Here is a 25,411-nt window from a genome sequence, read left to right as displayed (position 1 = left end):
ATCTTTAGTTTATGAAGGAAAGGGTAGAAAGATCAGTAAGGGATGCGGTAAATAAGCTCTTTGACATAGAACCTCCCCAGTTCAAGGTTGAGAAGCCGAGGGACGAGAAGCTCGGAGATCTTGCGACCAACGTATCCTTTCTACTTGCGAGGGATCTGAAAAAGAACCCCAACGAGATAGCCTCCTCCCTTTCCGAGGAGCTCTCCAAAGAAAAGATCTTTGAAGAGGTAAGCGCGGTGAGGGGATTCGTAAACTTCAGATTCTCGAGAGATTTCCTGATAGAAGAGTTCAACAGACTCCTCGAATTGGGTGAGGAGTACTTCAGAGAGAATCTGGGGAAGGGCATTAGGGTTCAGCTCGAGTTCGTAAGCGCAAACCCAACGGGACCCCTCCACCTTGGACACGGCAGGGGTGCGGTCGTAGGGGATACCTTGGCGAGGCTCTTTGAGTTCTACGGTTTTAACGTTACGAGGGAGTATTACATAAACGATGCGGGGAGACAGGTCTATCTCCTTGGTATCTCTGTCTATCACAGGTACTTGGAACTCTTCGGTAAGGAAGATCTTGAGATCAAAGAAGTGTTCGAAAGGGAGGGCTACAAAGGGGACTACGTAATCGAGATAGCCAAGGCTCTCAAGGAGGCGATTGGGGACCTTCTGCTCAAGGGAGAGGTCGAGGAGGTTAAAAGAATCCTCCTCTCCAAAACCTTTGATTTTGAGCTCAAGTACACAAAGGGGGAGTCCAAAGATGTGGTGGAACTGTGTTCCAACTTCGGTCTGGACATGATGATGGACGAAATAAGGAGAGACCTCTCGGACATGGGGATAGAGTTCGACGTGTGGTTCAGCGAGAGGGATCTTTACAAGAGGGGTCTCGTGGAAAAACTGATAAAGGAACTTGAAAAGAAGGGTTACGTTTACGAAGCGGAAGGAGCTTTGTGGCTAAAGACCTCAGAGTTTGGGGACGACAAGGACAGGGTTCTGAGGAAGTCAGACGGGTCTTACACCTACTTTGCCTCCGATATAGCCTACCACTGGGACAAGTTTAAAAGAGGCTTCGAGAAGGTGATAGATCTCTGGGGAGCGGACCATCACGGCTACATACCGAGGGTAAAAGCTTCCCTCAAGATGCTCGGCATACCCGAGGACTGGCTTGAGGTCTATCTGATCCAGATGGTAAAGCTCTTCAGGGGAGGTAAGGAGGTCAAGATGTCCAAGAGGGCGGGGGACTTCGTTCCTCTGAGAGAACTGATGGACGATGTAGGTTCGGATGCAGTCAGGTTCGTCTTCCTGACCAAGAGGAGCGACACACCCCTCGACTTCGACGTGGACAGGGTCAAGGAGAGGAGTTCCGAAAACCCGGTTTTCTATGTCCAATACGCCCACGCGAGGATATCGGGGGTATTCAGGGAAGTAAGGGAGAGGTTCGGGATAGATCCTGAGAAGCAGGATCTGAGAGAGTTCTTAAAAGAGCTAAAGGAGGACGCCGAACTTAAGTTAATGAAAAAGGTTCTCATGATGAAGGACGAACTCGCAGAGGTGACCCTCAGCAGGGATCCCCATCTGATAACCTACAACCTCATAGAACTCGCGGGCGTATTCCACAACTACTACAACCACTACAGGATAATAGGGAGCGATAAGAAGATCATGCTTGGAAGACTTGCACTTCTAAAAGGTATAGGGGAAACAATCAGACTTAGTTTAAAATTGATAGGTGTGTCAGCACCTGAGAGGATGTAAGGGGGAGAAAGATGAAAGAGAAAATTCAGAAGCACAGACTCGTCCTGCTCTTAGGTATACTCGTTGCTCTCATATTCTTCTATTTGGGTGTTAATACGTGGATGGAGAACCAGGGGAGCGGCAAAACTCCTCCACCGGTTGTCAGGGTTAAACCTCCCGTTCAGATAAAACCCCCCTCACCACCTGTGAAGCCTGAGACCCCTAAACCGGAGACTGCACAGGATACAGGGGACTCTGAAAAGGTGGAGAGGGCTAAGCCAGTTAGGGTCGTGAAAGAGCCCACACCCAAACCAGAAATAAAAAAGGTAGAAAGAAAGGCGGTGGCTAAAACAACCGACTCTCAAAAAGCAACTGAAAAGCCTAAATCCGCTTCCAAGAAAGATAGCAAAGCAAAAGCCGAGAAAACTCAGCTCAAGAAGCGGACTAAGGTTGAGGAAAAACCTAAAAAAGTTGTCAAAAAAACTGCCGGGAAGAGATCTACTAAGGAGTTCATAGTTCAGATAGGAGCTTTCAAGAAGAAGGAGAACGCAGACAGAGCTCTTAATGCTGCAAAGTCGAAAGGCTATGACACCTTTGTTATAGAAGAGGAGGGTCTGTACAAGGTAAGGGTAAGGGTAAAGGCAACTTCGCTGATCTCAGCACTAAAAAGCGTAAGAAGGGATTTTAAAAACTCCTTCGTCGTCCGATGAAAGTGTTTTCCTTACTACTTGCCCTGTTTCTGATGTTTTCCTGCGCACCGAAGCAGGATAAGACTAAAGAACAGGAATGGAGATATCTTTACGACCTTGGAATGTCTTCCTTCTACGCTAAGAATTACTCCGAAGCGATAGCGAACCTCTACAGGGCTACAAAGGTGGCTCCAGAAGAACCGCGTGTGTGGAACGCCCTCGGACTTACCTACATGGAGGTTGAGGAGTACAAGAAGGCAGAGGAGGCCTTTAATAAGGCTCTCGAAGCGGATCCAAACTTTTCGGAAGCTAAGATGAACCTCGGAGTTCTCTATTTCAAAATGAAAGATTACAGGAGAGCTATAGAGTTCCTCAAAAAGGCTATTTCCGACGAAACTTTCGACAAGAAACACTTAGCTTTTTATCACCTTGCCAAGGTCTATAAGGAAATCGGTGACAAGAAATCCTACGTGGAGTATCTAAGAAAGGCGACGGCTTATAACCCTTTGTTTTTGGAAGCTCAGCTCGAACTCGGGAGCGCTTACATGGACGAGAAGAGGTATGACGAAGCGGAAAGGCTGTACGGCTCGCTTATATCTAACAACTTTAAGCTACCGGAGATATTCCTGAGCCTTGCCAAGCTTTACTATGAAACAGGCAGGTTCGATAAAGCTAAGGAGATGGTTAAAGTAGTCTTAGAAGACAAACAGACAAACAACCTTCAAAGAACACAGGCTTACGAGCTTCTGAGCAAAATACTTGTTGAGGAGCAGAGGAAAACCCTTAGAAGAGTCTTTATAAAGAGGGAGAAGCCAAAAGGTAAGTTCGGTATACAGATAGCGGCCTTCTCAACCAAGGAAAGGGCGGAGGACCTGGTGAAGAGGTTAAGGAGTAAGGGCTATAAAAACGTAAGGATAGTGGAGGTCTCCGGCATATACAAGGTGGTTTATGGAAAGTTTCAGACGCGGGAGAAGGCACAGCAGGAGCTCGAAAGGTTGAAGAAGGAAGAGATCTACGGATTCATAGTCGAGATAGAGTGAGTTTTCACCCTCCTCTTATAAGACTTGAGGGTGTTGAGGAGTAGACCTGTAACTGTCATGGGACCCACTCCTCCTGGGACTGGTGTTATTGCACTCGCCTTATCCTTTACCCTCTCAAAATCGACATCACCGACTATCTTACCGTCCACCTTCGATATACCCACGTCTATGACGACCGCACCCTCCCTCACCATATCCTCCTTTATCAGGTGAGGAACTCCGGTGGCGGAGATAAGGATATCCGCCTCACGGGTGAACTTGGTTATGTCTCTCGTGTGTATGTGACATACCGTAACGGTAGCGTTCCTCCAGAGCATGAGGAGGCTGAGGGGTCTACCGACTATGAATCCCGCTCCCACGATAACCATGTCCTTCCCCTGAACCTCGATCCCGTAGTGTTTGAGAAGGAGGTCTATACCTAAAGGCGTACAGGGGATGAAGCCGTCCTCCGCCTGAGCCACGAGCATCCCCATGTTCTTCGGGTGGAAGCCGTCCACATCCTTGTCCGGGCTTATGGATAGGATCACCTCCCTCTGGTCTATCTGCTCCGGAAGGGGGAGCTGGACGAGTATTCCGTCCACCTCTTCTTTAGAGTTGAGCTCCGCTATAACGTCTAAGAGCTCTTCTGTTGTGGTGTTCTTCTTGAGGTGGTAGAAAAAAGACTCTATACCAACCTTCTTGCAGGCGTTTATCTTGTTCTTAACGTATATCTGGCTCGCAGGATCGTCTCCTACGAGAATAACGGCAAGCCCCGGTTTCCTCAAACCCGAAGAGGTAAAGGATTCCACCTCCTTCCTAATATTTTCCCTTATCTTTTCCGAGAGAATCTTTCCGTCGAGGATCAAGGGACGGTTCATCTTCTCTTCCACCTTGTTCCGGCGGGTGTGTCCTCAAGTTCTATTCCGAGCTCCTTTAGCCTGTCTCTTATCATGTCCGCTATCTTGAACTGCTTCTCCTGACGGGCTAAGGTTCTCACCTCCACTAAGAGATCGACGAGCTTGGTGTCGAGAACCTCCCCCGCTTCGAGCTCTCTCTCAACAACTCTCTTCACCTCGCACTCAGGATAGAGATCCTCCAAGAGACCGAAAAACTTCTTCATAAGGTTTAGAAGTGTCTTGGAAGCAAACTCGTATGCTGAGAGCTCCGACTCGCTTATCTCTCCCTTGGCGTAGGTTCTGTTCTTTATCTTTCCGAGCTCTCCGACGAGGGAGTAGACGTGGGATAGAGCTTCCGGGGTGTTGAAGTCGTCGCTCAGGGATTCGAAGATAGCCTCCTCCACCTCCTTGACCTTGTCGTAGAGGGGATGGGATCCTCCTTCGGAAGGAGCTACCTTGAGGTTTTTCAGTATTTCGTAATCCTCAATAGCACCCTTGAGCCTCTCGTAAGCCCTCTGGGTTTCCTCCATCTTCTCCCAAGAGAAGTCTAAGGGACTGCGGTAGTGGGTGAGGAGAACGAGGAGTCTAAGGATGTCCGGGTGGTACTTGGTATATATTTCCTTCAGGGTTACATAGTTCCCGAGGGACTTGGACATTTTCTGACCGCCGACGGTAACGAGACCGTTGTGCATCCAGTACCTTGCGAAGGGCCTTCCCGTTATGGCTTCCGCCTGGGCTATCTCGTTCTCGTGGTGGGGAAAGATGAGATCTAACCCTCCTCCGTGAATGTCTATCGTCTCTCCAAGGTGCTTGAAGATCATAGCAACGCACTCGGTGTGCCATCCAGGTCTTCCCTTTCCCCATGGGGAGTCCCAAGAGGGTTCTCCCGCCTTAGCTGCCTTCCAGAGAGCGAAGTCAAGGGGATCCCTCTTCTTCTCCGAAGGCTCGACTCTCGCCCCAGCCTCCATCTCCTCAGGGCTCCTCTTGGAGAGCTTCCCGTAATCCCTGAAAGATCTTACAGAGAAGTAAACGTCACCCTCCGACTCGTAGGCGTAGCCCTTATCTATCAACCTCTGGATAACTTCTATTATCTCCTGCATGTGCTCCGTAACCCTCGGCTCCACGTCCGCCGGTCTTACACCGATAGCCTCCATGTCCCTGTAGTAGCTCGCTATGTATCTGTTGGCTATCGTCATGAAGTCAGTGCACTCTTCCTTCGCTCTGTTTATTATCTTGTCGTCCACGTCGGTAAAGTTCCTCACGAACTTTACATCGTATCCGAGGTGCTCCAAGAACCTCCTGAAGGTGTCGAAGACTATCAAGCTCCTCCCGTGCCCTACGTGGGAATCGTCGTAAACGGTGACGCCGCAGGTGTATATAAGAACCCTCGGAGGCTGAAGGGGAACGAACTCCTCAACCTTGCCGGTGAGGGTATTGTATATCTTCAAACTCATGGAGTTATTATATGATAATTTACGTATGAGAAAAATGATAAAAGAGGTCTTCCTGGGGGTTAGATTCCTTGTCTCCCTTTACTTTCTCCTGATTTCCTTTTCTCTGGGATCTCCTTCGCGGAGCGTGATCGTAGTTTTAACCGCTGTTTACTTCTCCCTTAGTCTCCTTTCCTACCTGAAGTTTGAAAAAATCAGGATTATCAATAAACTTATGGACGTGATGCTCGTCCCTCCGATGATATACCTATCCGGTGAGCCGAAGAGCATATTTGCTCTCCTACCCCTCGTAGTTCTGCACACGAACAGGAGTATGCTCTCCACTGTGCTGCTCGTTCTATCCGGAGTATTCCTCACCACCTACCTCCTTCCTAAGGAACCGCTTGGGCTATTCTCTACACTGATCCTGCTTGTGGCTGCTCCCATCTCGGCCATGATCCCCGATATCCTTGGCATAGTGAAAAAGGAGAGAGACCAGATAAAGAACCTAAGGAGTTCTTACAGAAAGCTACTTCAGGACCTTGCCAAGTGGGAGAAGGACAGGAGGGAGTTGGAGAATATGAAGTTCCTGATAGATACCTCCACCCGGAGTCAGGACGTTAGGGACTTCCTCAGCCGTGTTAAGGAGAGGTTCAGGGTAAAGAGAATTCATTTGGTTCCCAAAGATGAGGTGGAGAGCTACTCTCCCCTGATGGACAGGGAGAAGGGATTACTCTCAGTGCCGGTAAAGCTTGAAGAGGGGAACGCGGTGATTATATTTGAACTGGAAAGCCCCTTCCAACTCAACGACGATCTGGTAGTCTCCTCCTTAGAAAAAGCTGGGAGGATGGTGAGCCTCTTCGTCGCCGGGTTTGAGGATGGATCATCCCTCGGAAGGGCTATAAGCGTGGGTTGAGAGAAGAGATGAAAGCGGTAGAGGAGAAGATAAAGGCGGACAAGGAGCTCGATCTTACCGGACTATCCTGCCCCGTTCCCATAGTTATGACCTCGGAAACCGTAAAGAAGATGAGGGAAGGAGAAGTCCTTAAGGTTATCTCGACCGATCCGGGCTTCGAGAGGGACATCTGGAACTGGAGCAGGCAGACGAAGAACGAGCTTATAAAGATCGAGAAGGATAATGGAAAGACTATTGCTTACATTAGGAAAACTTACGAGGGAAAAGAACCCTCCCTCTGGTACTGGATAAAGTTCCACTCCCTCGGCGTGAAGCTTCACCTGAGACTCTGGCTACTTAAACTAAATCCTTTTATTAAAAAACCCGATCACTTCATAACCTTTGTCGCTATTTCAGAGGGAACCAGGGCGGAAAAGTTCCTGAGAGGTAAATACAGTTCTGTTCTTATCCCAGTTCCCGACGAGATAGATCCGAGGTGCGGGGTTGTCCTCGCGGTCAGGGGGGAGGAGAGGGCTAAGGAGCTCTACGAGCTTCTCAGGAAGGAAGGTTTCGGAGTAGAGGCTATATACAGAAAGAGGCACGGTAAGTACGAGAGGATCTATCCTTAGATCTCTTCCGCTTTCACCTTCTTCTGCTCTCCGGTCCTCATGTCTTTTACAGAAACCACGCCCTCCTTCATCTCATCCTCTCCGATTATCACCGCGTAATCTGCCTTCATCTTGTCCGCAAGTTCAAGCTGCTTCCTCAGCCCTCCCTTCCTGTAGGAGAGCTCAACTACCTTGCCCTTTTTCCTCAGTATATCCCCTACCTTAAGGGCGTAGGCATGAACATCTCCAAAGGGGATGACGAAGTAGAGCTCGTAATCTCTTTCTGGCTCTTCCACAAGTAACATGAGCCTCTCTATCCCCGCGGCAAAGCCCAGAGCTGGTGTGGGAGGACCTCCAAACTCCTCCACAAGGTAGTCGTACCTTCCTCCTGCTATTACTGCAGCACCGAGCCTATCGGAAACGGCTTCAAAGACGGTACGGGTGTAGTAGTCAAGGCCCCTAACGAGATTGTAGTTCTCCCTGTACCTCACCCCGAGCTCATCCAGATAGCTTTTCAATATAGTGTAGTGTTCCCTGCACTCATCGCAGAGGTAATCTATCATCTTGGGAGCCTCTTTCACAGCCTCCTGACAGGTCTCCACCTTGCAGTCGAGAACCCTCAGAGGGTTCCTGTCCTTCCTGTCTATGCAGACGTCGCAGAGGTGTCCGGAAACACTGTGAAGATACTCAACCAGAGCTTCTCTGTAAGCCGGTCTGCACACCCTGCAGCCGAGAGAGTTTATCTCTATAACCGCTTCTATGTTGAGCCCTTCGAGGATGTCCTGAACGAGCTTTAGGAGCTCCGCGTCGGCGTGAGGCTCCGCCACACCGAAGACCTCCACCCCTATCTGGTGGAACTGCCTGTACCTTCCCGCTTGAGGTCTCTCATACCTGAACATGGGACCTTCGTAAAAGAGCTTGTGATAGGGTCTCAGAGCGTATAGCTTGTTCTCTATGTAAGCCCTTACCACTCCGGCGGTCCCTTCAGGCCTGAGAGCCAAGATCCTCCCCTTCCTGTCGGGAAAGACGAACATCTCCTTCTGAACTATATCGGTCGCCTCCCCTATACTTCTCTCAAAGACCTTGGCAAACTCTACGACAGGCGTTATTATCTCCTCGTAGTTGTATCTCTTTAAGAGATCCCTTATAAAACCCGTTATCCTCCTGAACTTTCTGAGATCAGAGCCGAGTATATCGTGGAATCCTCTCGGAGCTTTGAATTCCTCTGCCATGAACCCTTAAAGACCTCTTTCAGCTATGTAGAGGACGAGATCCCTGAGTCTACAGGAATACCCCCACTCGTTGTCGTACCATGCTGCGACGTGGACGAGGTTGTCTATAACCTGAGTTAGGGGAGCGTCGAATATAGCGGAGTGGGGATTTCCCACTATATCCGAGGAAACTATAGGATCCTCGCAGTACTGAAGTATCTCCTTAAGGTACGCCTTACCGGAGTTTACGTACCTCTGAGCTGCTTCCTTAAACCTCTCGTTCACCTCTTCCACCGATGCGGGGGGTTTCTCAACTACCACGGTGAGATCTATAAGAGACCCGTCTGGAACGGGAACCCTCCTCGCGGCTCCGTCGAGCTTACCTTTGAGTTCAGGTATTACCTCTCCTATAGCCTTTGCGGCGCCCGTGGTCGTGGGAACGATGTTTACGGCGGCGGCCCTCGCCCTTCTAAGGTCCTTGTGGGGTAGGTCTAACAGCCTCTGATCGTTGGTATAGGCGTGAACCGTTACCATGTATCCCCTCTGAATGCCGAAGGCTTCCTGAAGAACCTTCACCGTCGGAGCGAGGCAGTTGGTCGTGCAGGAGGCGTTGGATATTATCGAGTGCTCGGAGGGGTCGTATCTGTCTTCGTTCACCCCGAGAACCACGGTTATGTCGGGACCCTTTGCAGGAGCTGATATTATTACCTTCTTGGCACCGCCTTTGAGGTGCAGAGCTGCCTTGTCCCTTTCCCTGAACACTCCCGTGGACTCTATCACAACGTCCACACCGAGGTCTCCCCAGAGGATCTGGGAGGGGTCTTTCTGAGCAAAGACCTTTATCTCTTTCCCATCGACTACGAGAGCGTCCTCCTTTGCCTCGACGCTTCCTTCAAATATTCCGTGAACCGAGTCGTACTTGAGAAGGTGAGCCAAATGGGAACTATCGGTCAGATCGTTGATAGCAACTATCTCTATCTCCTCGTATCCTCTGCAAGCCCTGAAGAAGCTTCTTCCTATTCTTCCGAACCCGTTAATTCCAACGCGTATACCCATGATTCTTTAATTATATTTAGTTTTTATTCTCACGGGCGCTCCACTTTAGGAACTCCTCTATGAAATCGTCTATCTCCCCATCCATAACGGCTTCAACGTTACCGGTCTCGTAGCCGGTCCTGAGATCCTTTATCATCCTGTAAGGGTGGAAGACGTAAGATCTTATCTGATGTCCCCAGCCGATGTCCGTCTTTTCCCCCTCATACTGCTTCTTCTTCTCCATCAGCTTCTGCTGTTCGAGCTGGTAGAGCTTAGCCTTCAAGAGTTCTAAAGCCTTCCTCTTGTTCTGGAACTGGGACCTCTCCTGCTGGCATGAGACCACTATCCCCGTTGGAATGTGGGTGATCCTGACTGCCGTGTCCGTCTTGTTCACGTACTGACCTCCTGCTCCCGAAGCTCTGAAGGTCTCCACCTTGAGATCCTCGTCCCTGATCTCTATATTTATGTCTTCGTCGATCTGGGGCATGACGGAAACAGCTGCGAAGGAGGTATGCCTCCTCGCGTTGGAGTCAAAAGGTGAGATCCTAACGAGTCTGTGGACTCCCTGCTCACCCTTCAGATAACCGTAAGCGTAAGGTCCTTTTATGAGCATAGTCACGCTCTTTATACCGGCAACGTCGTCTGGTGTTATGTCCACCACCTCCACCTCGTATCCCTTCCTCTCAGCCCACCTCCTGTACATTCTGAAGAGCATCTCAGCCCAGTCGCAAGCTTCCGTTCCACCGGCTCCAGCCTGTATGGTCAAGTAGGCGTTTTTGGAGTCCATCTCACCGGAGAGGTAGGTCTTCAGCTCTAAGCTTCTTAGCTTATTCTCGAGCTCTTCCATCTCGTCGGAGATGATAGCCCACGTCTCCGTATCTTCCTCCGGAGCAGAAGAGAGGTCCTCAACGTCTCTGAGAGACTTCTCTATATCCTCTATTCCTTCTACGGTTTCCTCGAGCCACTTTCTCCTCTGGATGATCTTCTTAGCCTTCTCCTGATCCTCCCAGAAGTCCTGAGAGGACATAGTCTCATCTATCTTCTCCAGCTCCTTTTTTAGATCCTCTACCTTTATTATCTTTTTTACGTCCTCGAACCTCTCCTTAAGCTCCTCTATCCTTCCCTTAAGCTCTACCATGCTATTAAATTTATTTCACTTGAGAAGTATTTTCAATTAATCGATAACCCTGTAACCCCACTCCTCGATAACCCTCTTTATCTCCTCAGCTGGTATATCTTTCTCAGACTGAACTCTGACCAGACCCTTGTCTAAGTAAACCTCGACGTGGGATACGCCTTCAACGGAGGATACCGCATTCTTGACTGTTCTCACGCAATGCTCACAGGTCATTCCCTGAACTTTAAACTCTAATTCCTTCATAGATAATATTTTAGCTCAGGCTTCCCCTATGTCTTCCCTCTCTATCTCTATGTCTTCCGTTATGATGGGTTCGAAGCCGTAAGAGGGCATGAAGGTTCCCGACTCCCTCTCTACCTCCTCGGCACACTTCGCGCAGTAACGTGTCCAGGGGATCGCACAGAGCCTTTGGAAGGCTATCTCTTCCCCGCAGTTCTCGCATATACCGTAGGATCCGTTCTCTATCTTTTTAAGGGCATAGTCTATCTCTTTAAGCGTGTTTATCTCTATCTGGGATAGGTTGTCGAGGAGTTCCTCCGTGTAAGTCATCTGACCTATGTCCTCCCAGTCTCTGGGCTCCTTAGACTCCTCTTCGAGTCTCTGCTGAGTTTCCTCCTTCGCGAGGTACCTCTCGAGTATTTTCGTTTTCTCCTCGAGCAGTCTCTTTTTGCACTCCTCTAACTGCTGCTTTTCCATAGCCTCCTCCTTATTCTAATGTTGAAAGTATAATATTATAGTTATCCAGCAACGCTTGTCATGATAAAAAAGTTACTGATAGGTGTATTTATTCTCACAGGGATATCCTTTCTTCTGCTTGCAGTTATTATCTTTGCTCTGTACAGATCCCTGCCGGACGTTAAGCTCCTTGAGAAATGGACTCCACCCCAGGCATCGGTAGTTTACGATTACAGAGATAGGTATTACGGTGACATAGGAGTTCAAAGGAGATACTACGTTAAGATCGATGAGATACCCGAAAAGGTCATATATGCCTTCGTTGCGGCGGAGGACAGGAACTTCTTCAAGCACCCAGGTGTAGATATGGGGGCGATACTGAGGGCTGTGATAGCCAACGTAAAGGCAGGGAGGATAGTTCAGGGGGGAAGCACGATAACCCAGCAGCTTGCCAAGAACCTTTTCCTCACGAGGGAAAGGACCTTAAGGAGAAAGATAAAGGAGGCTCTTCTGGCTATAAAGATTGAGAGAACCTTCGACAAGAGAAAGATCCTCGAGCTCTATCTAAACCAGATATACCTTGGCAACGGAGCTTACGGTGTGGAGGCAGCTTCGAGGGTTTACTTCGGAAAGCATGTTCAGGATCTTACCCTTGAGGAGGCTGCCCTTCTTGCGGGACTTCCCAAGGCTCCGTCCAGGTTTAACCCCTTCATCCACCCCGATCTTGCAAAGACAAGAAGAGACTACGTTCTGAGGAGGATGTTAGAGGACGGGTACATAACCCAGGAGGAGTACGAGACTGCGGCAAGCAAGCCCGTAGTCGTCAGCAGGGACAGCAAGTATCTCACCTCAGATTACGTCCTTGACATGGTAAAGGAGTACCTCGCTGAGAAGTACGGTGACTTAGCCCTGCAGGGCGGACTGAAGATATATACAACTATAGACAGGGATCTCCAGGCTCTTGCTGTTCGCTCCCTCAAGAAAGGACTGAAGAGGCTGGCAAGACTTAACGGCATTCCCTTCCTCCCAGAGAGTGAAAGGGACATGAGGAGCCACTACAACGTTCAGAAAACGAAGCTCGAGGACGGGAAGGTGTACGTAGCGAAGATAGTCGATACTGAAGGGGGCAGGGCGAAGGTAGAGATAGGTTCTCACAGCTTCACGATCGATCTTAAGGGAATGAACACGGAGGGCAGGGAGTACATCTTTGTAAGGGTATTTAACGGGGTAAATGGTTGGAGAGCAGAGCTCGTCCCCGATCTCCAGGGAGCTTTAGTGAGCTTGGACGTTCATACAGGAGCCCTAAGAGCAATCGTGGGTGGTTTCTCATACAGCTACAGCCCCTTTAACAGAGCTGTCAAAGCCAAGAGACAGCCCGGTTCAGCTATAAAGCCTGTAATCTACTTAGCAGCCCTCCTAAAGGGTGAGACTCAGATATCGTCGATAGATGCAAGACCAAAAACCTTCTACGATCCCACCACGGGTCAGGAGTGGACACCCAAGAATTACGAGGATAAGGAGTACACAATTGTAACGCTCAGAGAAGCCCTCGCAAAGAGCATAAACACGGCTACTGTGAACCTCTTGGACAAACTCGGCTTCGAAGTAGTCCTCAGCGTAGGAGACAAGGTGGGGCTCAGGGATCTGAAACCCTACTACTCCCTTGCCCTTGGGACGGTTGAGGTAACGCCTCTTGAACTCACTTCCGCCTACCAGGTCTTTGCAGATCTCGGGACGAGGTGCAGACCCTATCTAATACGTAAGGTGATTGATCAGGATGGGAATATCCTTGAGGAAAACGCCCCGGAATGTGAAGAGGTTCTGCCTCCCCAGGAGACAAGGGTTCTGGTGGATATGCTCAGGGCGGTCATATTGGAGGGAACGGGAAGGGCTGCAAGAAATCTGCCCAGGATAGTTGCAGGCAAGACAGGAACAACCGACGAGTATATGGACGCATGGTTTGTAGGTTTCTCACCTTACATAGTCGCAGGTGTATGGGTAGGATACGATTTGAAAATCTCCCTCGGGGATAGGATGTCCGGAGCACGTGCGGCTTTACCTATATGGAAAGATTTCATGGCTGTGGCTGCGGCTAAGTACCCTAACGACGACTTCCCCCTCCCCGAAGGGACAATAGTGGTCCCTATAAATCCAAAGGATTACGTGATAGCCGACGAAACCTGTCCTGGCGTAAACATGGTTTTCGTTGAGGGAACTCAACCCAGGCTGACTTGTTCGGATCTGAGGAGCATAATTACCCCTTAGGAACTTTCGCAAGGAGTATGGGGATATCGAGGTTGTGTATCACGAAGGAGGTTACACTGCCCAAGAAGAGCTCCCTAAACCTTCCCTTCCCGTAGGCTCCGAGGAAGAGCATATCTGTATCGTTCTCCCTCACGAAGGAGACTATCCTCTCCTCAGGAAGACCAGGAAGCTCGTGGTAGCTGAACTCCTCGCCGAGTATCTCCCTGACTTCTTCCCTTATATCCTCTTCCTCCTCCGAGACGTGAAGAACGTCCACTTTGTATCCGAGGAGGGATTTCATAGAACTGCATATCTTAAGAGCCAGCTTCGCGTTTTCGCTCCCGTCATAGGCGACGAGGACCCTCTTGATCTCCCTTTCCTCTTCGGGCATAAGGATGACTGGACAGTTAGCATGTCTCGCTACCTTCTCAGAGTTCGAACCTATCAGAACTCCCTTTAAAGGCTTCCTTCCCACCTTTCCGACCACTATCAGATCTTCGGGATCTGCCTGGGAGGCTATCTCCCTGTAGGGTACTCCGGAGGTCTGAACTACAGAGACCTTTGCTCCGTACTCCCTTCCCAAAGCTGAGAACTCGGTGAGTATTACGTCTCCTTGCTTTTCCAGAAACTCCTTTACCTTTCCGCTTATACCCTCGTAGTAGGTAAAGCCGAGAACTCCAGCGAGGTCCGCTAAGAAGCTTTCGTCTATCAACCTCTCATCCACGACGTATATGCCTACAACGGGAGTGTCGTAGAAATTCCCGAGTCTGAAGGCTAACTTGGAAGCGGTTATAGAAGCCGGGGATCCGTCGACCCCTACGATTATCCTCTTAAACATCTAAGTTCTTCACCTCTTTTGCGTAGGTCTCTATGAACTCCCTTCTCGGCTCGACCTGCTCTCCCATCAGTATGGTGAATATCCTGTCCGCTTCCACTGCATCCTCCACCTTTACCTTCACGAGCCTCCTCGTCTTAGGATCCATAGTCGTTTCCCAGAGCTGCTCCGGATTCATCTCACCGAGACCCTTGTACCTCTGAACTTCCATACCCTGCTTAACGAGATCCATCAGGGTATCGTAGACCTCGCTGAGGGAGGAGACTTTCCTCTGTTTGGATTCGAATCCCACGATCACAGGCAGATGAAGATGTACACCCTCGAGAACCTGCTTGTAGGAAAGGGAAGAGAGGAAGTCCGCATCTATTATCGTTCTTGTCCCGAGCCTGTCGTCGTTTATAACTATATCGTAAGCACCCTCGAGCTCGTCGTATCTCACGTCCACCCTGTAATCGGGTAGCTCCTTGGACATAATCTCTACAACCTCCTTCACCCTCGCGGCGCTCCTGAGGTCATCTTCCCCTATCCTGTGGCTGAGGAGGAAGTTCACCACCTCCTCCCCTTTGTTCTTAACCAAGGCTTTATAGCTCTCCTCAAATTCCTTCAAGCTCCTTATCAGTTTCAGGAGCTCCTCCCCCCTGTACTCCGTGCCGACCGCATCCTTGACGTAACCGCCTTCCCTGAGAAGTTCGTAGAGGATGTTCTCAAGCTCCCTGTCGTCCTTAACGTAAACCTCCTTTCTACCCTTCTTCACCTTGTAGAGGGGAGGCAGGGCTATATAGACGTATCCCTTTTCTATTAGCTGGGGCATGAACCTGTAGAAGAAGGTTAGGAGCAGTGTCCTTATGTGGGAACCGTCTATGTCGGCGTCGGTCATCAGGATTATCCTGTGGTACCTGAGCTTGGAAAGGTCAAGCTCCTCCCCTATTCCACAACCTAAGGCGCTCACTATCGCCTTTACCTCCTCGTTGGCAAGAACCTTATCAACCCTCGCCTTTTCCACGTTTATGATCTTTCCCCTCAGAGGAAGGATGGCCTGAAACCTTCTGTCCCTTGCCTGCTTGGCGGATCCTCCCGCCGAATCTCCCTCAACTATGAAGATCTCGCACTTCTCCGGATCCCTCTCGGAGCAGTCGGCTAACTTTCCCGGCAGGATCCCGTCCTCTAAGGGGGACTTCCTCCTGACGAGCTCCTTAGCCTTCTTAGCCGCCTCCCTCGCTAAGGCGGCTTCCACCGCCTTTTCAACTATGAGCTTGAGAATGTCCCTGTTTTTGTCAAAGTAATCCGTAAGGTATTCATAGACCATAGAGTCAACTATATTCTTGACGTTCTGGTTGCCGAGTTTCGTCTTAGTCTGACCTTCAAACTGGGGTTCGGGAACCTTGCAGGAGATAACCGCGACGAGACCCTCCCTAATATCCTCTCCTGTAAACATAGCCTTGAGCTCCTTAGAAAGCTTCAGGTTCTCGGCAAGTCTGGTAACCGCCTTCGTGAGACCGCTCCTGAAACCCGTTACGTGAGTGCCGCCTTCTATGGTCTTTACGTTGTTCACAAAGCTGTCAATGAGCTCTTTGTAGTCTTTTACGTACCTGAAGGCTATGTCCACTATGACGCCGTCCTTCTCCCCCTGAATGCGAATTATCTCCTTAAAGAGGGGATCCCTACCCTGAGATAGGAACTCCACGAGCTCCTCTATTCCCCTGTCGAACTTGTAGACGAGCTCCTTTCCGGTTCTTTCATCCTTGAGATAAAACCTTACCTCTGGATTCAGATAGGCGAGCTCCCTTACCCTCTTCTCAACTATATCGAACTTAATCTTTGTGGTCTCAAATATCTCAGGATCGGGCTTGAAGGTTACCCTCGTCCCCCCCTTGGTGGTAGTTCCCACGACCTTCAGGTCGTAAACCGGTTCCCCCCTCCTGTACTCCTGCCTGTATATCTTTCCGTCCCTGTAAACCTCCACGACGAGCCACTCGGAGAGGGCGTTGACAACCGAAGCACCCACACCGTGGAGACCACCTGAATAGGCGTAAGCCTTTTTCTCGAACTTCCCTCCCGCTCCGAGCATAGTAAAGACCATCTCCACGGCGGGCTTACCCGTTTCCGGATGTATATCTACGGGAATTCCCCTTCCGTCGTCCTCTATGGTTACGGAGCCGTCGTCGTGGATTATTACGGATATGTTGCGGGCGTAACCCGCCATAGCCTCGTCAACTGCGTTGTCGAGGATCTCCCAGATGAGATGGTGCAGACCCCTCTCCCCTATATCTCCTATGTACATTGCTGGTCTCAGACGGACGTGTTCAAGACCGGTAACCGCTTTTATATCCTCGGCGCTGTATTGATTCTCTCTCATAGGTATATTATAGCCTGTAGTAAATATACCTGCCACAGTTCGGACATTTCTCAATAGAATTCTCTCTGATTAGTTTTGAAAAGAGGACATCCGGTATTTTCATTCCGCATCCTGTGCAGACGTCATCCTCAACGGGCACTATTATCTTATAATCAAACCTCTCCTTAGCCTCTTCGTAGTACCTGAGAAGGACTTCATTCACTCCTTTTTTAACTTTTCCCCTCTCTTCTTCAAGATTTTTGAGTCTATCTCTCGCCCTATTTTCCTCTATTTCTAAATCCTCCAGTTCCTCCTCAATCTCTTTAATTCTCCTTTCCATTTTGGGAATTCTTTCTTTAACCTCCTTTTCTACCTCTATTATCTTCTCGTTCAGTTCGTCGAGCTCGTAGGACTTCTTGAGTATGTTGTCCTCGTGCTTCGATTTCTCCTTAAGGAGCGCTTTGTACTCCACGTCCTTCCTCACCATCTCCATCTTCTTCTCCGTTTTTTCGAGAAGCTCCTCCTCACGTTCTATCTCCTCTCTAAGCTCCTCCCTTCTTCTCTTAAGTTCCTCGAAGTTAGATCTCATATTCTCGATTTCTTTCCTCAGAGATTGAAGTTCCTTTCTGAGCTCCTCTCTCTCTTCCTCTATCTTCCTGAGCCTCCTATCTATTCTGCTGATTTCCTGATCTATATCCTGCAGTTTCAGGAGTGGTTTGAAGTCCTCTTTTTTCATAATGACTATTTTAAGTCCGAGTACTCCACGAGTTTTATCTCAAAGGAGTTTCCTCCCTCCGTCTTTCTGTAGAGGTATATAGGCATGGAGGCTTTGGAACTTGCACAGAGAGCGAAGACCCTCTCTTCCTTCTTTAATACTTCCAACATCCTACCCTTAAGGTTTCCGTAAGCGCATCTCCTCACTATCCTGACCTTCTCCTTGTCCACCTTAAACTTCCCCAGGGTCCAGTCTATACTCTTCCTGATCAGGAGTTTCACAAGTCCTCTTGACAGGATAGTTCTCCCTAAGGGGATGAGCCAGTGATGATCGAAGTACATTCTCATCAAGACGAAACCCGAAAGTTCCTCGGCATTCTTTACTTCCGTCTTCACCACACCACTCCACTCCCTGTAGCCTCCGATCAACGTAACCTGGAAACTACCTCCTTTCCTCTCTATCACGATTTCGAACCCTCCCGAACCTTTCTTTCCCTTGAATACTTCACTGTAATCATAGATATATCTCTCGTAGGGCTTGAACTTGTAAGGGGTCCATACGAAGTCAGAAGCAGGAGAAATAACAGGATAGAAAGCTAAGGTTCCTACTATGAAAGCTTTCATCTGGTGGGCGCGGGAGGACTCGAACCCCCAACCGGGCGGTTATGAGCCGCCCGCTCTGCCAATTGAGCTACGCGCCCTGCAAGTCTAATATTATAGTTCCCCTATTGATCCCGGTCAAGCAGGGACAGAGGTGGCTTCGAAGATCTCGCGATAGAGTTCAGAATCGATCTTCCTAACCCGGTGTCTTTCCTTTGGAACCTCGTCCACCTCCACGAAGTAGAGACAGTTGGTAACGCATTTGGAAACGCAGGAGGGAAGAAGCCCTTTGTCAACCCTCTTGCAGCAGTAATCGCACTTCTCCACCTTCATGGTAGCGGGATTGAAAGTTATAGCACCGTAAGGGCAAGCTATGATACAGGCCTTGCACCCTATGCAGAGCAGTTCCTCAACGTAAACTATTCCGTCCTTCTCCCTTTTCCTCATCGCCGATGTCGGACAGGCTAAGGCACAGGGAGCAGGATCGCAGTGGAAGCAGTTCATGGGTAGAAAGAAGGCGTCGGGTTTATCGGAGATTCCCTCCATCCTGAATACCTTCATAGGTCTTATACCCATCTTCTCAAGGCCCTTCTCCTGAACGCAGGCGACTTCACAGGAAAGGCAACCTATGCACCTGTCGAGGTCTATGAGCATTATCGGCCTTTTCATCTCCCTATCAACCTGTCGATCAGTATGAGGATGAGTATAAGGATGGCGGGAGATATGTCTATACCCCCCATGTGGGGAAGAACCTGCCTTATAGGTCTTAGCATAGGTTCCACTATTCTGTCCAGTATATCGTAAAACCTGCTCTCCCTTATGGATGGTATCCAGGAGCCGAGCGCGTGGATAAATACCAGAATTATAAGGAGCTGTATAAAAAGGTGAAGGATCTTTACAAGCATTACTCGACCCACTCTAAGAGGGCGAGCTCAGCTCCATCGCCCCTTCTTCTACCGGGAAGCTTTATGATCCTCGTATAACCTCCGTTTCTTCCTTCGAATCTCGGAGCTATATCCTCAAAGAGCTTCTTTACAGCGTGCCTGTCCGGGAGAAGCTCTAAAGCTCTTCTCCTTGCAGCGAGATCTCCTCTCTTTCCAAGAGTTACGAGCCTCTCCACAAAGCTCCTCACCGCCTTAGCTCTCTCTACAGTGGTCTCTATGCTCTCTTCCAAGATTAAAGCCCTTGCCAAACTTCTGTAAAGGGCGAGCCTCTGTTCTTTGGTTCTGTCGAACTTTTTCTTCTTTACCTTATGTCTCATGGCTCATCACCTCTTACTCTCTATGTTTATACCGAGCTGAAGTCCCATCTGCTTAAGAGCTTCCTTTATCTCCGAGAGAGCCTTCCTGCCTATGTTCTTGGTGCTCTTGAGCTCCTCCTCTGTCATCTGGACAAGGTCTCCTATGGTGGTTATACCGAGCCTCTTGAGGGAGTTAAGAGCTCTCTGGGATATGTCGAGCTCCTCTATGGAGAGGGTTAGCTTTTCCGCGAGCTCATCGACGGGTATAGGCTCTTCCAGTGTAGGAACCTCGTAGGATATGTGCTCGAGCAGGGCGAGGTGCCTCTTGAGTATATCAACCGCCTCCTTGACTACATCCTCCGGGGTTCTTGTCCCGTCGGTAACTATCTCCACCGAGAGCTTTTCGTAATCTGTCTTCTCCCCGACCCTGGTGGGTTCTATTTTGTAGGTTACAAGTCTCACAGGCGAGAAGTCGGCGTCCAATAGTATCCAACCGGTCTCTCCGATAGCCTCCATCTCTTCGGCAAGGACGTAACCCTTACCCCTTTCTATCTTTATCTCGGCGTTCAGCTCCACATCGTCTCTCGTAAGGGTAGCTATAACCTTATCCGGGTTCGCTATCTCCACGTTGGGAGGGAGGCTTATATCGGAAGCTCTTACCTCACCTTCTCCCTTCTTCTTGAGATATAGAACTTCAACGTCCGAGTCCTTAAGGTTGAACCTGATGCCCTTTATGTTGGCTATTATCTCTACCACGTCTTCAGCTACACCCTCTATAGAGGAGAATTCGTGGTATACTCCGTAAATCTTTACGGCAGTTGCAGCAGTTCCCGATATGGAGGACAGAAGTACCCTTCTCAGGGCGTTTCCAAGGGTAGTGCCAAAGCCCCTCTCTAAGGGCTCTACAACGAAAACACCCCTCTCCTTACCCTTTTCCTCCCAGTAGATCTTGTTGGGATAAACAAACTCATTCAGCATAGGACAACCTCCAGATTAAACCTTAGAGTAGAACTCAATTATGTACTGAACGTTCACAGGTATCTCCAAGTACTCCGCAACGTTCTCAGGCAACTTAAGAACCTTACCCCTGAAGTTGTCTTTGTCGAGCTCAAGCCACTCCGGGACGCTTCTGGGATCTATGTTCTCCAAGTTCTCCTTGAGGAAGGGGATGTCCCTCGAGGAGGGCTTTACCTCTATGATGTCTCCCGGCTCCACCTCGTAGTGGGGTATGTCCACCTTCCTTCCGTTCACGAGTATGTGTCCGTGGGCTACAAGCTGACGTGCCTGTCTCCTCGTGGTTGCAAAGCCGAGCCTGTAAACGACGTTGTCGAGCCTTCTCTCTAAGAGCTGTAGAAGGACGTCTCCCGTGTTCTCCTTGGACTTGGCAGCGAGGTCGAAATACCTTCTGAACTGCTTCTCCCTGAGACCTCCGTAAAGGTACTTGAGCTTCTGTTTCTCCATGAGACGTAATCCGTACTCACTGAGCTTCCTTCTCCTTCCCTTTATCCTCCCGTGCTGTCCCGGGGGGAAGTTCCTTCTCTGGAGTATCCTCGGAGCGGATTTCTTACCGGAGACCACTACCCCGAACCTTCTATCGAGCTTTACCCAAGGACCTATGTACCTTCCCATCAGACTCTCCTCCTCGCCGGCGGTCTACAGCCGTTGTGGGGTATGGGTGTCACGTCTCTTATAGCCGTGACCTTTATGCCGGAGGCGAAAACCGCCCTCAGAGCGGACTCCCTTCCAGCGCCGGGACCCTTGACCCAGATTTCAGCCTCCTGGAGACCGAACTCGTTCACCGCCCTCCTCATAGCCTTCTGGGCTGCCAGCTGAGCGGCGTAGGGTGTGCTTTTTCTCGTTCCCTTGAATCCAACGGTTCCACCGCTCTCCCAAACTATCGTGTTACCCTGAGGGTCTGTAACGTTTATTATCGTGTTGTTGAAGGTAGTATGGATGTGGACGATACCCTTGGTAACCGTCCTCTTCTGCTTCTTCTTCTTAGCCATAGACCTCCTCCTTACTTACCCTTCTTCTTAGTTCCACCCACTGTTCTCCTCTTTCCCTTTCTCGTTCTCGCGTTGGTTCTCGTCTGCTGACCCCTTACGGGCAGTCCCCTCGCATGCCTCTGCCCTCTGTAACATCCCATGTCCATAAGCCTCTTTATGTTCAGCTGAACCTCTCTACGCAGATCTCCTTCAACCTTGTAGTTCTCGTCTATAAACTTCCTGAGGGTATTGAGCTCCTCGGGGGTCAGCTCTCCTACCCTCTTCCTGCAGTCTATTCCCGTGGACTCGCATATCTCCTTCACTCTCGACTTGCCTATACCGTAGATGTAGGTGAGAGCTATCTCCAGCCTCTTGTGATCCGGAAGATCTACTCCAGCTATTCTCGCCATATCAAACCTCCGTCATCCCTGCTTCTGCCTGTGCTTTGGATTCTCGCATATAACGTAAACCCTTCCCTTTCTCCTGATTATCTTGCACTTGGCACACCTCTTCTTAACAGAAGCCCTTACCTTCATAACCACCTCCGGAGAAACCTAAATTATAACACATTAAAGCCTGTAAATGATCCTTCCTCTCGTAAGGTCGTAAGGAGAGAGCTCTACCCTAACCCTGTCTCCCGGTAGGATACGGATGAAGTTTATTCTCATCTTGCCCGATATGTGGGCTAAGATCTCGTGCCCGCTCTCGAGCTTAACCCTGAACATACCGTTGGGGAGGGCTTCCACCACCTCGCCCTCCATAATTATTCCCTTCTCCTTTTCGTGCTGCTGTTTCTTCTTTTTACCCATCTTTTATCTCCGTTAGAACTAATGGTCCTTCCTTAGTTATGGCTACGGTGTGCTCGAAGTGAGCTGAGGGGCTTCCGTCCTTAGTCTTCACAGTCCAGCCGTCTCCGTCATAGACCGTTTCTTCGGTCCCGAGGGAGAACATAGGTTCTATGGCTATTACCATACCCTGTCTCAGCTTTATATCCTTCTTCCCGAGATCTTTCCTGTTGTTGGGAACGAAGGGTTCCTCGTGAACCTTCTTCCCTATCCCGTGTCCACCGTACTTGAGAACGGGATACACTCCGAACTCCTCGGCGGTGGAGTGGATAGCCTCCACTATGTCGCTGAGCCAGTTACCGGGAACAGCTTTCTGAACCGCTCTGTCCAAGGCTAACTTCGTAGCCTCCATAAGCCTCCTTTCTTCCTCACCCACATCGCCTACGGCAACGGTGATCGCCGAGTCTCCGGCGTAACCATCTATTATAGCACCGAAATCTACACTCACTAAATCCCCCTCCTTTATGATCCTATCCTTCTTGGGCAGTCCGTGAACTACCTCGTCGTTTATCGATATGCAGGTGGCGGCTGGATACCTGACGTTGCTGAAGGGAGGCTTGTAATTTAAAAAGGCAGGCTTCGCGCCCCTCTTCTTCGCCTCCTCCCTCGCCAGCATCTCTATGTCCCAGGCGGTTATACCCGGCTTGATGTTCTCCGCCACCGCCTGAAGAACCTCGGCAACCACCTGACAGGCTCTCCTTATCTTCTCTATCTCCTTCCTCGAGTAGAGCTCAATTCCTCTCTTCATTGACTACCCTCAAAAGCTCTCTATAAACGTCCTCGATGTCCTTGGAAGCGTCCAGTCTTATTAATATACCCTTGCGCTCGTAGTATTCAATGAGGGGAGCGGTCTGTTTCCTGTATACCTCGAGCCTGTTCCTGACCACCTCCTCCTTATCATCTTCCCTCTGTATGAGCTTACTCCCGCACACGTCGCAGATCTCGTCGTTCTTGGGAGGGTTGTACTTTACGTGATACACCGCCCCGCAGCTCGGACACACCCTCCTCCCCGAGAGCCTCTCCACCACAACGTCGTCGGGGACATCGAAGAGGATTACCCTGTCAACCTTCATGCCTTTCTTTTCAAGCATCCTGTCTAAGGCTTCCGCCTGGGCTATGGTTCTTGGAAAGCCGTCGAATATGACACCCCCTCCAGGAGGCATAACCTCCTCGATCAGGGCTACTATCAGATCGTCGGGGACGAGCTCTCCCCTGTCCATGTACTCCTTGGCTTTCTTGCCCAAGGGAGTTCCTCTCTTCACCGCATCCCTGAGGATATCTCCCGTGGATATGTGCTTTAGCCCGAGCTCCTGAGCGAGCCTTTTGGCCTGAGTTCCCTTTCCCGCACCTGGAGGTCCCAAGAAAACGAGGTTCATGACTACCTCCTCTTCCTAACGTATCCCTTGTACTTCTTCGTGAGCAGGTTAGCCTCGATCTGTTTAAGAGTATCGAGGGCAACACCGACAACTATGAGAGCCGTAGTTCCTCCGAAGTAGAAGGGAACGTTCAGCTGAATGCTTATAAAGAGCGGGATCACCGCCACCACCGATAAGAAAATGGCACCCACGAAGACGAGCCTGTTTATAACCGTCTCTAAGAACTTCTGGGTCTCCAAACCGGGTCTGACCCCGGGAACAAAGGCGCCTCCTTTCCTCAGGTTGTCCGCCACCTCAACGGGATTTATTATCACGGCGGTGTAGAAGTAAGTAAAGAAGACTATGAGCATTATGTAGAGGAAGTTGTAGAAGATCGAGGTGGGGTTGAAGGCATCATGTATAGCCTGAGCTATCGGGTGCTGGATGAAGGCGAGAACGCTCGAAGGTATTATAAGAAGCGACTGAGCAAAGATTATCGGAATGACCCCTGCGGGGTTTATCTTTATGGGAAGATAGGTTGAGCCTCCTCTGTACTCCTGCCTTCCGACCACCCTTCTGGGATACTGGACAGGTATCCTCCTCTCAGCCTCCTGTATGTAAACGATACCGACTATTATCAGGAGGACCATCACCACCGCGCCAGCGACGGCGAAAGGGGTGAGGTCTCCAGTCTTCAATCTCTCCACAAGGCTTATGACTGAGTTGGGGAATCCGGCAACTATACCGGCGAATATCAGGAGAGACATACCGTTACCTATCCCCTTCTCCGTTATCCTCTCCCCCATCCAGACGAGGAACATGGTCCCTGCAACGAGAGTAAGAACGGTAATGAAAATGAAGATCAGTCCAGCGTCAGGAACAACTGGAAAGCCCTTTGGGGAGGTCTGGTTCTGGAGCCAGAAGGCTATGCCTATCGATTGGACGAAGGCGACGAAGAGGGTGAGATACTTGGTGTACTCGTTTATCTTGTATCTACCGTAGTCCCCTTCCTCCTTAGCGAGTCTCTGGAGTTCGGGTATAGCAACTGTGAGGAGCTGCATCATTATGGAGGCGGAGATGTAGGGCATGACCCCGAGGGCGAAAACGGTCATCCTGCTGAGGTTTCCGCCGGAGAATATGTCGTAGAGGCTGAATATAGTCCCCTGAAAGGCTTTAAAGAAGTCTTCAAGAGCCTGAACGTCTATCCCCGGTATGGGGATATGGCTCCCAAGCCTGTAGATAGCAAACATCAGGAGTGTGTAGAGGAACCTTTTCCTGAGGTCCTCGAAGGCAAATATATTTTTGAGATAGTCGATCACTTCCCAATTACCTCGCAGGATCCTCCCGCTTTCTCTATCTTCTCCTTGGCGCTCTTGGAGAAGGCGTGGGCTTTCACGGTGAGCTTCTTGGATATCTCACCGTCTCCAAGGATCTTCACGAGGTCGTTCTTGGAACATAGTCCTTTCTGAGCCAAGAGTTCGGGCGTAACCTCTGCACCCTCTTCGAAGAGCCTGTCTAAGGTTCCAACGTTCACCGGAGTGTATTCCCTCCTGTTGGGATTGACGAATCCCCGCTTGGGGAGACGCATGTGCAGAGGTGTCTGACCACCTTCGAAGTAGGGGGGCATGGTCCTGTCACCAGATCTCGACTTCTGCCCTTTGTGTCCTTTTCCGGCGGTCTTTCCTTTACCCGCCGCTATACCCCTTCCTACCCTGGTCCTTTCCTTAGTGGCTCCCGGATGGGGCTGGAGTTCATGTAGCTTCATCTTCAACTTCCTCCACCTTTATGAGATAACTGACCTTCCTGATGTTTCCCCTTACCATGGGGTTATCTTCCAAGATCCTCGACTGCCCGGGTTTCCTCAACCCGAGGCTCTTCACAGCTTGAACGTGGGACTCTCTCTTCCCAGCGAGACCTCTAACCAGGGTAACCTTCAACATC

31 protein-coding genes and 1 tRNA gene are annotated in these 25,411 nt (G+C 50.0%); 6 read left to right on the top strand and 26 right to left on the bottom strand.

Annotated features, from left to right (window positions below; all coding sequences use genetic code 11):
* Nucleotides 1–11: 11 nt before the first annotated feature.
* The 3 genes from argS to ACZ483_RS07435 are packed head-to-tail and all read left to right on the top strand — an operon-like array spanning nucleotide 12 to nucleotide 3,450.
* Complete coding sequence (gene argS / locus ACZ483_RS07445; RefSeq protein ID WP_464323544.1) at nucleotides 12–1,742, top strand: arginine--tRNA ligase; 1,731 nt, start codon at nucleotides 12–14, stop codon at nucleotides 1,740–1,742.
* Nucleotides 1,743–1,753: 11 nt separating this feature from the next.
* On the top strand, nucleotides 1,754–2,431 hold the full coding sequence (locus tag ACZ483_RS07440) for an SPOR domain-containing protein (RefSeq protein ID WP_464323543.1): 678 nt from the start codon (nucleotides 1,754–1,756) through the stop codon (nucleotides 2,429–2,431).
* Nucleotides 2,428–3,450 (top strand): SPOR domain-containing protein, encoded by a 1,023-nt coding sequence (locus ACZ483_RS07435; RefSeq protein WP_464323542.1) that lies wholly within the window; start codon nucleotides 2,428–2,430, stop codon nucleotides 3,448–3,450. Before ACZ483_RS07440 ends, ACZ483_RS07435 begins: the two co-directional genes overlap by 4 nt.
* Here the strand turns inward: ACZ483_RS07435 and folD are convergent.
* Both folD and cysS read right to left on the bottom strand, forming a co-directional pair.
* Nucleotides 3,423–4,307: a bifunctional methylenetetrahydrofolate dehydrogenase/methenyltetrahydrofolate cyclohydrolase FolD gene (gene folD / locus ACZ483_RS07430; protein WP_464323541.1), complete on the bottom strand. Its 885-nt coding sequence runs from the start codon at nucleotides 4,305–4,307 to the stop codon at nucleotides 3,423–3,425. The two genes, ACZ483_RS07435 and folD, sit on opposite strands and share 28 nt — an antisense overlap.
* Entirely contained in the window at nucleotides 4,304–5,779 is a 1,476-nt protein-coding gene (gene cysS / locus ACZ483_RS07425; RefSeq protein WP_464323540.1) for a cysteine--tRNA ligase, read from the bottom strand. Before cysS ends, folD begins: the two co-directional genes overlap by 4 nt.
* Nucleotides 5,780–5,804: 25 nt before the next feature.
* Between cysS and ACZ483_RS07420 the strand changes: the two genes are divergently transcribed.
* Together ACZ483_RS07420 and ACZ483_RS07415 are read left to right on the top strand one after the other, a co-directional pair.
* Nucleotides 5,805–6,671, top strand: a complete 867-nt coding sequence (locus ACZ483_RS07420) for a hypothetical protein (protein WP_464323539.1) — start codon at nucleotides 5,805–5,807, stop codon at nucleotides 6,669–6,671.
* Nucleotides 6,672–6,679: 8 nt separating this feature from the next.
* The gene (locus ACZ483_RS07415) at nucleotides 6,680–7,279 is read left to right on the top strand and encodes a sulfurtransferase TusA family protein (protein ID WP_464323538.1); all 600 of its coding nucleotides are present in this window, start codon (nucleotides 6,680–6,682) and stop codon (nucleotides 7,277–7,279) included.
* On the opposite strand, the gene hisS is transcribed toward ACZ483_RS07415, so the two are convergent.
* From hisS to ACZ483_RS07390, 5 genes are read right to left on the bottom strand one after another with little or no spacing between them, the layout of a single operon-like run.
* Complete coding sequence (hisS, locus tag ACZ483_RS07410) at nucleotides 7,276–8,490, bottom strand: histidine--tRNA ligase (RefSeq protein WP_464323537.1); 1,215 nt, start codon at nucleotides 8,488–8,490, stop codon at nucleotides 7,276–7,278. The genes ACZ483_RS07415 and hisS overlap by 4 nt on opposite strands.
* A 6-nt stretch (nucleotides 8,491–8,496) precedes the next feature.
* Nucleotides 8,497–9,525, bottom strand: coding sequence for a type I glyceraldehyde-3-phosphate dehydrogenase (gap, locus tag ACZ483_RS07405; RefSeq protein ID WP_464323536.1), 1,029 nt, complete (start codon nucleotides 9,523–9,525; stop codon nucleotides 8,497–8,499).
* A gap of 16 nt (nucleotides 9,526–9,541) precedes the next feature.
* Complete coding sequence (gene prfB, locus ACZ483_RS07400; protein WP_464323535.1) at nucleotides 9,542–10,642, bottom strand: peptide chain release factor 2; 1,101 nt, start codon at nucleotides 10,640–10,642, stop codon at nucleotides 9,542–9,544.
* 36 nt (nucleotides 10,643–10,678) lie between these two features.
* Nucleotides 10,679–10,885, bottom strand: coding sequence for a heavy-metal-associated domain-containing protein (locus ACZ483_RS07395; RefSeq protein WP_464323534.1), 207 nt, complete (start codon nucleotides 10,883–10,885; stop codon nucleotides 10,679–10,681).
* Nucleotides 10,886–10,900: 15 nt separating this feature from the next.
* A complete protein-coding gene (locus tag ACZ483_RS07390; protein ID WP_464323533.1) occupies nucleotides 10,901–11,338 on the bottom strand; it encodes a TraR/DksA family transcriptional regulator in 438 nt (145 codons plus the stop codon).
* 60 nt (nucleotides 11,339–11,398) lie between these two features.
* Between ACZ483_RS07390 and ACZ483_RS07385 the strand changes: the two genes are divergently transcribed.
* Complete coding sequence (locus ACZ483_RS07385) at nucleotides 11,399–13,582, top strand: penicillin-binding protein 1A (RefSeq protein ID WP_464323532.1); 2,184 nt, start codon at nucleotides 11,399–11,401, stop codon at nucleotides 13,580–13,582.
* Here ACZ483_RS07385 and ACZ483_RS07380 read toward each other — a convergent pair.
* The 19 genes from ACZ483_RS07380 to rpmD all read right to left on the bottom strand — a co-directional run bounded on the left by ACZ483_RS07380 (nucleotide 13,572) and on the right by rpmD (nucleotide 25,410).
* A complete protein-coding gene (locus ACZ483_RS07380; RefSeq protein ID WP_464323531.1) occupies nucleotides 13,572–14,399 on the bottom strand; it encodes a universal stress protein in 828 nt (275 codons plus the stop codon). The genes ACZ483_RS07385 and ACZ483_RS07380 overlap by 11 nt on opposite strands.
* Nucleotides 14,392–16,752, bottom strand: a complete 2,361-nt coding sequence (gene gyrB / locus ACZ483_RS07375; RefSeq protein WP_464323530.1) for a DNA topoisomerase (ATP-hydrolyzing) subunit B — start codon at nucleotides 16,750–16,752, stop codon at nucleotides 14,392–14,394. The genes ACZ483_RS07380 and gyrB overlap by 8 nt, the downstream gene beginning before the upstream one ends.
* Before the next feature lie 7 nt (nucleotides 16,753–16,759).
* A complete protein-coding gene (locus tag ACZ483_RS07370) occupies nucleotides 16,760–17,467 on the bottom strand; it encodes a zinc ribbon domain-containing protein (protein WP_464323529.1) in 708 nt (235 codons plus the stop codon).
* A gap of 5 nt (nucleotides 17,468–17,472) precedes the next feature.
* Nucleotides 17,473–18,069: a hypothetical protein gene (locus tag ACZ483_RS07365; RefSeq protein ID WP_464323528.1), complete on the bottom strand. Its 597-nt coding sequence runs from the start codon at nucleotides 18,067–18,069 to the stop codon at nucleotides 17,473–17,475.
* Between the two features lies 1 nt (nucleotide 18,070).
* Nucleotides 18,071–18,146, bottom strand: a tRNA-Ile gene (locus tag ACZ483_RS07360).
* A 37-nt stretch (nucleotides 18,147–18,183) separates the two neighbouring features.
* Complete coding sequence (locus tag ACZ483_RS07355; RefSeq protein WP_464323527.1) at nucleotides 18,184–18,714, bottom strand: 4Fe-4S dicluster domain-containing protein; 531 nt, start codon at nucleotides 18,712–18,714, stop codon at nucleotides 18,184–18,186.
* A complete protein-coding gene (locus ACZ483_RS07350) occupies nucleotides 18,711–18,950 on the bottom strand; it encodes a YggT family protein (protein WP_464323526.1) in 240 nt (79 codons plus the stop codon). Before ACZ483_RS07350 ends, ACZ483_RS07355 begins: the two co-directional genes overlap by 4 nt.
* Entirely contained in the window at nucleotides 18,950–19,306 is a 357-nt protein-coding gene (gene rplQ / locus ACZ483_RS07345) for a 50S ribosomal protein L17 (RefSeq protein ID WP_464323525.1), read from the bottom strand. Before rplQ ends, ACZ483_RS07350 begins: the two co-directional genes overlap by 1 nt.
* Nucleotides 19,307–19,312: 6 nt before the next feature.
* On the bottom strand, nucleotides 19,313–20,263 hold the full coding sequence (locus tag ACZ483_RS07340) for a DNA-directed RNA polymerase subunit alpha (RefSeq protein ID WP_464323524.1): 951 nt from the start codon (nucleotides 20,261–20,263) through the stop codon (nucleotides 19,313–19,315).
* Nucleotides 20,264–20,278: 15 nt separating this feature from the next.
* Complete coding sequence (rpsD, locus tag ACZ483_RS07335; protein ID WP_464323523.1) at nucleotides 20,279–20,914, bottom strand: 30S ribosomal protein S4; 636 nt, start codon at nucleotides 20,912–20,914, stop codon at nucleotides 20,279–20,281.
* Nucleotides 20,914–21,291, bottom strand: a complete 378-nt coding sequence (gene rpsK, locus ACZ483_RS07330) for a 30S ribosomal protein S11 (protein ID WP_464323522.1) — start codon at nucleotides 21,289–21,291, stop codon at nucleotides 20,914–20,916. The genes rpsD and rpsK overlap by 1 nt, the downstream gene beginning before the upstream one ends.
* 11 nt (nucleotides 21,292–21,302) lie before the next feature.
* Complete coding sequence (gene rpsM, locus ACZ483_RS07325) at nucleotides 21,303–21,680, bottom strand: 30S ribosomal protein S13 (RefSeq protein ID WP_464323521.1); 378 nt, start codon at nucleotides 21,678–21,680, stop codon at nucleotides 21,303–21,305.
* A gap of 12 nt (nucleotides 21,681–21,692) precedes the next feature.
* Nucleotides 21,693–21,806, bottom strand: a complete 114-nt coding sequence (gene rpmJ / locus ACZ483_RS07320; protein ID WP_464323520.1) for a 50S ribosomal protein L36 — start codon at nucleotides 21,804–21,806, stop codon at nucleotides 21,693–21,695.
* 33 nt (nucleotides 21,807–21,839) lie between these two features.
* Nucleotides 21,840–22,079, bottom strand: coding sequence for a translation initiation factor IF-1 (infA, locus tag ACZ483_RS07315; RefSeq protein ID WP_464323519.1), 240 nt, complete (start codon nucleotides 22,077–22,079; stop codon nucleotides 21,840–21,842).
* Nucleotides 22,072–22,863 (bottom strand): type I methionyl aminopeptidase, encoded by a 792-nt coding sequence (map, locus tag ACZ483_RS07310; protein ID WP_464323518.1) that lies wholly within the window; start codon nucleotides 22,861–22,863, stop codon nucleotides 22,072–22,074. Before map ends, infA begins: the two co-directional genes overlap by 8 nt.
* Nucleotides 22,847–23,491, bottom strand: a complete 645-nt coding sequence (locus tag ACZ483_RS07305) for an adenylate kinase (RefSeq protein WP_464323517.1) — start codon at nucleotides 23,489–23,491, stop codon at nucleotides 22,847–22,849. The genes map and ACZ483_RS07305 overlap by 17 nt, the downstream gene beginning before the upstream one ends.
* Before the next feature lie 2 nt (nucleotides 23,492–23,493).
* Nucleotides 23,494–24,789 carry a preprotein translocase subunit SecY gene (gene secY, locus ACZ483_RS07300; RefSeq protein WP_464323516.1) on the bottom strand — a complete coding sequence of 432 codons (1,296 nt, stop codon included), beginning with the start codon at nucleotides 24,787–24,789 and terminating at the stop codon, nucleotides 23,494–23,496.
* The gene (gene rplO / locus ACZ483_RS07295) at nucleotides 24,786–25,235 is read right to left on the bottom strand and encodes a 50S ribosomal protein L15 (RefSeq protein WP_464323515.1); all 450 of its coding nucleotides are present in this window, start codon (nucleotides 25,233–25,235) and stop codon (nucleotides 24,786–24,788) included. Before rplO ends, secY begins: the two co-directional genes overlap by 4 nt.
* On the bottom strand, nucleotides 25,222–25,410 hold the full coding sequence (gene rpmD, locus ACZ483_RS07290; RefSeq protein ID WP_464325141.1) for a 50S ribosomal protein L30: 189 nt from the start codon (nucleotides 25,408–25,410) through the stop codon (nucleotides 25,222–25,224). The genes rplO and rpmD overlap by 14 nt, the downstream gene beginning before the upstream one ends.
* Nucleotide 25,411: the final 1 nt, after the last annotated feature.

It is taken from the genome of Hydrogenivirga okinawensis, assembly GCF_055385515.1.
This window is presented reverse-complemented; position numbering and strand designations above follow the sequence as displayed.

Coding starts and splice junctions, on each gene's coding strand:
- argS (WP_464323544.1), top strand. CDS start 12: ATGAAGGAAAGGGTAGAAAGATCAGTAAGGGATGCGGTAAATAAGCTC.
- ACZ483_RS07440 (WP_464323543.1), top strand. CDS start 1,754: ATGAAAGAGAAAATTCAGAAGCACAGACTCGTCCTGCTCTTAGGTATA.
- ACZ483_RS07435 (WP_464323542.1), top strand. CDS start 2,428: ATGAAAGTGTTTTCCTTACTACTTGCCCTGTTTCTGATGTTTTCCTGC.
- folD (WP_464323541.1), bottom strand. CDS start 4,307: ATGAACCGTCCCTTGATCCTCGACGGAAAGATTCTCTCGGAAAAGATA.
- cysS (WP_464323540.1), bottom strand. CDS start 5,779: ATGAGTTTGAAGATATACAATACCCTCACCGGCAAGGTTGAGGAGTTC.
- ACZ483_RS07420 (WP_464323539.1), top strand. CDS start 5,805: ATGAGAAAAATGATAAAAGAGGTCTTCCTGGGGGTTAGATTCCTTGTC.
- ACZ483_RS07415 (WP_464323538.1), top strand. CDS start 6,680: ATGAAAGCGGTAGAGGAGAAGATAAAGGCGGACAAGGAGCTCGATCTT.
- hisS (WP_464323537.1), bottom strand. CDS start 8,490: ATGGCAGAGGAATTCAAAGCTCCGAGAGGATTCCACGATATACTCGGC.
- gap (WP_464323536.1), bottom strand. CDS start 9,525: ATGGGTATACGCGTTGGAATTAACGGGTTCGGAAGAATAGGAAGAAGC.
- prfB (WP_464323535.1), bottom strand. CDS start 10,642: ATGGTAGAGCTTAAGGGAAGGATAGAGGAGCTTAAGGAGAGGTTCGAG.
- ACZ483_RS07395 (WP_464323534.1), bottom strand. CDS start 10,885: ATGAAGGAATTAGAGTTTAAAGTTCAGGGAATGACCTGTGAGCATTGC.
- ACZ483_RS07390 (WP_464323533.1), bottom strand. CDS start 11,338: ATGGAAAAGCAGCAGTTAGAGGAGTGCAAAAAGAGACTGCTCGAGGAG.
- ACZ483_RS07385 (WP_464323532.1), top strand. CDS start 11,399: ATGATAAAAAAGTTACTGATAGGTGTATTTATTCTCACAGGGATATCC.
- ACZ483_RS07380 (WP_464323531.1), bottom strand. CDS start 14,399: ATGTTTAAGAGGATAATCGTAGGGGTCGACGGATCCCCGGCTTCTATA.
- gyrB (WP_464323530.1), bottom strand. CDS start 16,752: ATGAGAGAGAATCAATACAGCGCCGAGGATATAAAAGCGGTTACCGGT.
- ACZ483_RS07370 (WP_464323529.1), bottom strand. CDS start 17,467: ATGAAAAAAGAGGACTTCAAACCACTCCTGAAACTGCAGGATATAGAT.
- ACZ483_RS07365 (WP_464323528.1), bottom strand. CDS start 18,069: ATGAAAGCTTTCATAGTAGGAACCTTAGCTTTCTATCCTGTTATTTCT.
- ACZ483_RS07355 (WP_464323527.1), bottom strand. CDS start 18,714: ATGAAAAGGCCGATAATGCTCATAGACCTCGACAGGTGCATAGGTTGC.
- ACZ483_RS07350 (WP_464323526.1), bottom strand. CDS start 18,950: ATGCTTGTAAAGATCCTTCACCTTTTTATACAGCTCCTTATAATTCTG.
- rplQ (WP_464323525.1), bottom strand. CDS start 19,306: ATGAGACATAAGGTAAAGAAGAAAAAGTTCGACAGAACCAAAGAACAG.
- ACZ483_RS07340 (WP_464323524.1), bottom strand. CDS start 20,263: ATGCTGAATGAGTTTGTTTATCCCAACAAGATCTACTGGGAGGAAAAG.
- rpsD (WP_464323523.1), bottom strand. CDS start 20,914: ATGGGAAGGTACATAGGTCCTTGGGTAAAGCTCGATAGAAGGTTCGGG.
- rpsK (WP_464323522.1), bottom strand. CDS start 21,291: ATGGCTAAGAAGAAGAAGCAGAAGAGGACGGTTACCAAGGGTATCGTC.
- rpsM (WP_464323521.1), bottom strand. CDS start 21,680: ATGGCGAGAATAGCTGGAGTAGATCTTCCGGATCACAAGAGGCTGGAG.
- rpmJ (WP_464323520.1), bottom strand. CDS start 21,806: ATGAAGGTAAGGGCTTCTGTTAAGAAGAGGTGTGCCAAGTGCAAGATA.
- infA (WP_464323519.1), bottom strand. CDS start 22,079: ATGGGTAAAAAGAAGAAACAGCAGCACGAAAAGGAGAAGGGAATAATT.
- map (WP_464323518.1), bottom strand. CDS start 22,863: ATGAAGAGAGGAATTGAGCTCTACTCGAGGAAGGAGATAGAGAAGATA.
- ACZ483_RS07305 (WP_464323517.1), bottom strand. CDS start 23,491: ATGAACCTCGTTTTCTTGGGACCTCCAGGTGCGGGAAAGGGAACTCAG.
- rplO (WP_464323515.1), bottom strand. CDS start 25,235: ATGAAGCTACATGAACTCCAGCCCCATCCGGGAGCCACTAAGGAAAGG.
- rpmD (WP_464325141.1), bottom strand. CDS start 25,410: ATGTTGAAGGTTACCCTGGTTAGAGGTCTCGCTGGGAAGAGAGAGTCC.